The sequence below is a fragment of the Isoptericola sp. NPDC056605 genome (assembly GCF_042792795.1).
Classification (GTDB): domain Bacteria; phylum Actinomycetota; class Actinomycetes; order Actinomycetales; family Cellulomonadaceae; genus Isoptericola.
In genome coordinates this window covers 1-3,924 of the sequence record NZ_JBHTVT010000044.1, presented here as the reverse complement: position 1 = coordinate 3,924, position 3,924 = coordinate 1, and the positions used below count along the sequence as shown (strand labels likewise).

Annotated in this window: 5 protein-coding genes; all 5 read left to right on the top strand. The window is 36.3% G+C overall.

The features are described from left to right. Positions 1-247 precede the first annotated feature (247 nt). Positions 248-415 carry a helix-turn-helix domain-containing protein gene (locus tag ACFQ8Y_RS22590; protein ID WP_326194937.1) on the top strand — a complete coding sequence of 56 codons (168 nt, stop codon included), beginning with the start codon at positions 248-250 and terminating at the stop codon, positions 413-415. A gap of 20 nt (positions 416-435) precedes the next feature. Continuing rightward, positions 436-903 carry a hypothetical protein gene (locus ACFQ8Y_RS22585; RefSeq protein ID WP_326194938.1) on the top strand — a complete coding sequence of 156 codons (468 nt, stop codon included), beginning with the start codon at positions 436-438 and terminating at the stop codon, positions 901-903. 82 nt (positions 904-985) lie between these two features. Then, positions 986-1,207, top strand: a complete 222-nt coding sequence (locus tag ACFQ8Y_RS22580; protein WP_376642817.1) for a hypothetical protein — start codon at positions 986-988, stop codon at positions 1,205-1,207. A 53-nt stretch (positions 1,208-1,260) separates the two neighbouring features. Next, positions 1,261-2,064, top strand: coding sequence for a hypothetical protein (locus ACFQ8Y_RS22575; RefSeq protein WP_376912104.1), 804 nt, complete (start codon positions 1,261-1,263; stop codon positions 2,062-2,064). Next, a partial coding sequence (locus tag ACFQ8Y_RS22570; RefSeq protein ID WP_377982044.1) for a DNA polymerase occupies positions 2,065-3,924 on the top strand: 1,860 nt, incomplete at its 3' end. It lies immediately after the preceding gene.

Here is a 3,924-nt window from a genome sequence, read left to right as displayed (position 1 = left end):
GTTATTTCATATATAATAGGACTTTACATTCAGGAACATGTGTTCTATTATTGGTACAGAAATATTTTCTTCTCCTACCAATATGTCGCATAATGTCGAATCCTTCCTGAAAAAATTCTGAAGAAATTTGTAAAAAGGGGTAGACATGATATATCCCTTGATGGTAAGATAAGGTCATCAAAGGGAACATAAAGGAATCTGAAGCCCTTTAAAGGAAGTGATACATATGTAGAGGGAGGTACGCTTTTTGTCTAGTGAAGAGGTTTTAACAGTTAAACAGGTAGCCGAGATATTAAAAATATCTGAAAAAACGGCTCGCAAAATGCTGAACAACGGAGAAATTAAAGGTTTCAAAGTCGGTCGAGAATGGCGCGTGTCAGCTGAAAAATTCAATGAATACTTAAAACAAAATTAATTCTTTGGGGGAATTTTAAAATGACAAACACTATTAAAAACACTGAAAACACTACTGACGTATTGGCAACTGAGGACATTGCAACAGCATCACCAAGTATTTTTGAACAAGGTACACAACAAATGTTTTCAACTATCCAGGCAACGGACAGAAAGAGCAGCATCAAACTTTACAACGCGGTAAGCAACGCTGAACACTCTCTATCAGACCATATCGGAGAAGTAATTGAAATTACAGACATGGTCGCCCATGCGGTTGAATTAGAGGATGAAGTCACGAAAGAGACAATTCAGGCAATGCGCGTTGTTCTTTTAACAGCAGACGGACAAGGCTATCACAGTGTATCTCAGGGCGTAGCAAGCTCCCTACAACGTATCATTGGGATTGTAGGGCAAGGTCCTTGGACGGACGAGCCATTAAAAGTTGTTCCAAAAGAAGTTAAAACCCGCCGCGGCTTTAAAACATTGACACTTGCGCTTGTGGACTAATTAAATAGTCGCTCCGATCGGGGCGGCTTTTCTTATATTAAATTACTATATACGGAGGTTGCTAGACTTGGATAAAAACGTAATGATTTTCGACAACGGAGAACGCCGCACAGAGATTAAAGAGGATAGAGTGGAGAATATGTATTGTTTCGCTCAAAAGCTTGATGACGATACACAACAGATTATTAGTTTCACTCGTTCAGAAATGCTTGCAATAGTCTCCTATTTTCATGCTGAAGCACAAGACGAACTGTCACGCGGTTCTGTTCGCTATATTCCGACACAAAAAGCAGAAGCCATTTAAATATTAAATTGACAGGGAAATTCGTTTCCCTGTGACTTTTGTGTTTAAAGGGGGTGTCACTGATTGGGAAGAAAAAGCGGCTGAAGAAGAAACAGCAGAAAAAACAAAATATAGCTGCCTTGAAAAAAGTCGGAATTACTGACAAAAAGGTTATAAAGGAATTAAAAAATAAACCTGCCACAGTAAATAAAATTGTTAAGAAAAAGAGTCGTAGTTTAATTGCAAATGAACGATCTGAATTAATTAAACGGTTAGGATTTAAAGTCTCCGAACATTCCGCAAAAAGGTATTGGAGCGAATCACGATTTAATGAATGGTATAACAAAGAATTAAATAAGCGGGCGAAGGCTGAAGAAAGAAAAAGAAAAGCGGCTGAAAGAAAAGCCCGACAAGCTACTGAACCCTATTTAATGATTTACTGGAAAGAAAAAACCGACACAATGATGGATGCAAATGTGATAGAGGACTTAAAACGGTCTTACAGACATGTGAGCGTTGATTATCTTATCGAATCTATAAGAGGTTTTTTAGGTGCTAAACTTCCCGCTGAAATAGGAACAATAAGTATGCATGTTGTCCCCAATAATAAAAGGAAACAGCATAAAGCATTTATGAGAAATTTTGATTCTCTTAGACTGGCTGATATGAATTCATGGATTTTGCTATATGAAGGAAAAGCCGATTTAAGGAGATATAAAGATTTATTAATTGCAATAAATGCAGGCATGAGGGTTTTATATGACAATGAAGAAAAGGCTCAATTTATTGGGGATTTAATTCAGAAATATCTCCCGCAAGTAAATATCAAAACGGCGAAACGTTTAGCGAAGGATTTACGATGGAGAGGTGGATTTTAAATGAGTAAGGAAAAAGAGAATAAAGAAAAAAGCGCAAGTAAACCCGTTAAGATACTTACGCTTGATACTGAGACGCGAGGACTTTTTGGGGAAGTCTTCCGCGTCGGATTATATGACGGTAGTAGATACCGTGCGACAAACACTTTTAAAAACCTGAAAACGGTTCTCTCACAGTATACCACAAAATACGATTGTCATGTATTTATTCATAATCTAGATTTCGACATTTCAAAAATCGCAAAGGACATTTTACCTGAAGCGGATTTAAAAAATTCGATTTTTATTAATAATGTCGTTACGGTATTTAAAACAGGTCTTAATGAATCCCAAATAACTGAAGAAAATGAAATTATTTCGCAACCTATTACATTTCATGATTCCAGCAAGCTTGTAATGGGTTCATTAAAAAAGATATGTGAGGATTTTAATATTTCGCAAGAAAAAGCAAAAATAGATTTAAAAGACCATATTTTGAAATTGGGATGGGCGCTTGACGCTGACGGAAACCCCACAAATGACCCGGGTAAATATGATGACCGGGAATCCCAAGGGAATTATTTTATGAAGGTCGATCCGTATGAACCTGAATTAAATGAATATTTACGGTTGGACTGTGTGGCATTATATGAAATTGTTACAATGCTTATTGAAATATCCGGCTTGCCGATTCATGAATTTTTAAAATGTCCTACTACCGCAAGTCTTGCAATGAAAGTATATCAAATGAATTATCCTGAAGATTATGAAAAGGCTATTTCCACGAATTACGGTTATAGCAAATGGGGCGAGTTTACAGAGGATTTTATACGCAAGGCATATTATGGTGGACGTACAGAAGTATTTCAAAGTGAATTAAATGGCGGCTTTCATTATGATGTAAATTCATTATATCCGTACGTTATGAAAGTGAACCCAATACCTATAGGGAAACCGCGTCACCATAAAGGAGACAAAGCCCGAAACGTATTTAAATATTGGTACAGCTATAGACAGGGCGGCGGTTTTTTAGAATGTGATATTCACATACCGACTACTTTACATATACCGCCTCTACCTCACAGAATGTACAAAAAATTATGTTTCCCGGTCGGTAACCTTTCAGGGATATGGACGTTTGAAGAAATTGAATTGGCGTTAGAAATGGGTGCTAAAATAAAAGAAATTCATCAATGTATTTATTTTGAAAAGACCGATTATATATTTAAAGATTTTGTCTCCTATTTTGAAGAGATTAAAAATACAAGTGATGGAGCAAAAAAGACGTTTGCAAAATTAATGCAAAATGCACTGTACGGAAAATTCGGTATGCAAAGGGTTCGGCAAACGATTTTACCTGTCACAGAAATTGAGACATGCGAAGAAAAAGGCTATCCTTATGTTGAATTATTTAACCCTGTATATGGACAAGAATTTATTGAAGCAGCCGTCCCCAGCAAAGCGCCGTATATTCAGCCGCATATAGCCGCCTACGTTACGTCATACGCGCGTATTTTATTATATAGAGGTTTAATTAAACAATTAGAAAAAGGCGATGTGGCATATTGTGATACCGATTCAATAGCATGTGAAGCTATTTTTGATGATGACATGGTTGACGATAGAGAGTACGGTAAATGGAAACTGGAAGGTATTCTTGAAGAAGGTTTATTCATTCAACCAAAAACGTATTATGAAAAATATGCTGATGAAATAAAACCAGAAGAAATAGAAAAAGAAATATCCTCTTTTTCTCGGAATGTATTTAATTATCCCGAAAAAAGCAAAGTAAAACAATATCGTTTGGTCAAAGGTTCGGAGACAATGAAATTTAAAGGCATTCCCGGCGCGTATATCAAGAAATTAAATAGAGGGGTATATTAT

Coding starts and splice junctions, on each gene's coding strand:
- ACFQ8Y_RS22585 (WP_326194938.1), top strand. CDS start 436: ATGACAAACACTATTAAAAACACTGAAAACACTACTGACGTATTGGCA.
- ACFQ8Y_RS22580 (WP_376642817.1), top strand. CDS start 986: ATGATTTTCGACAACGGAGAACGCCGCACAGAGATTAAAGAGGATAGA.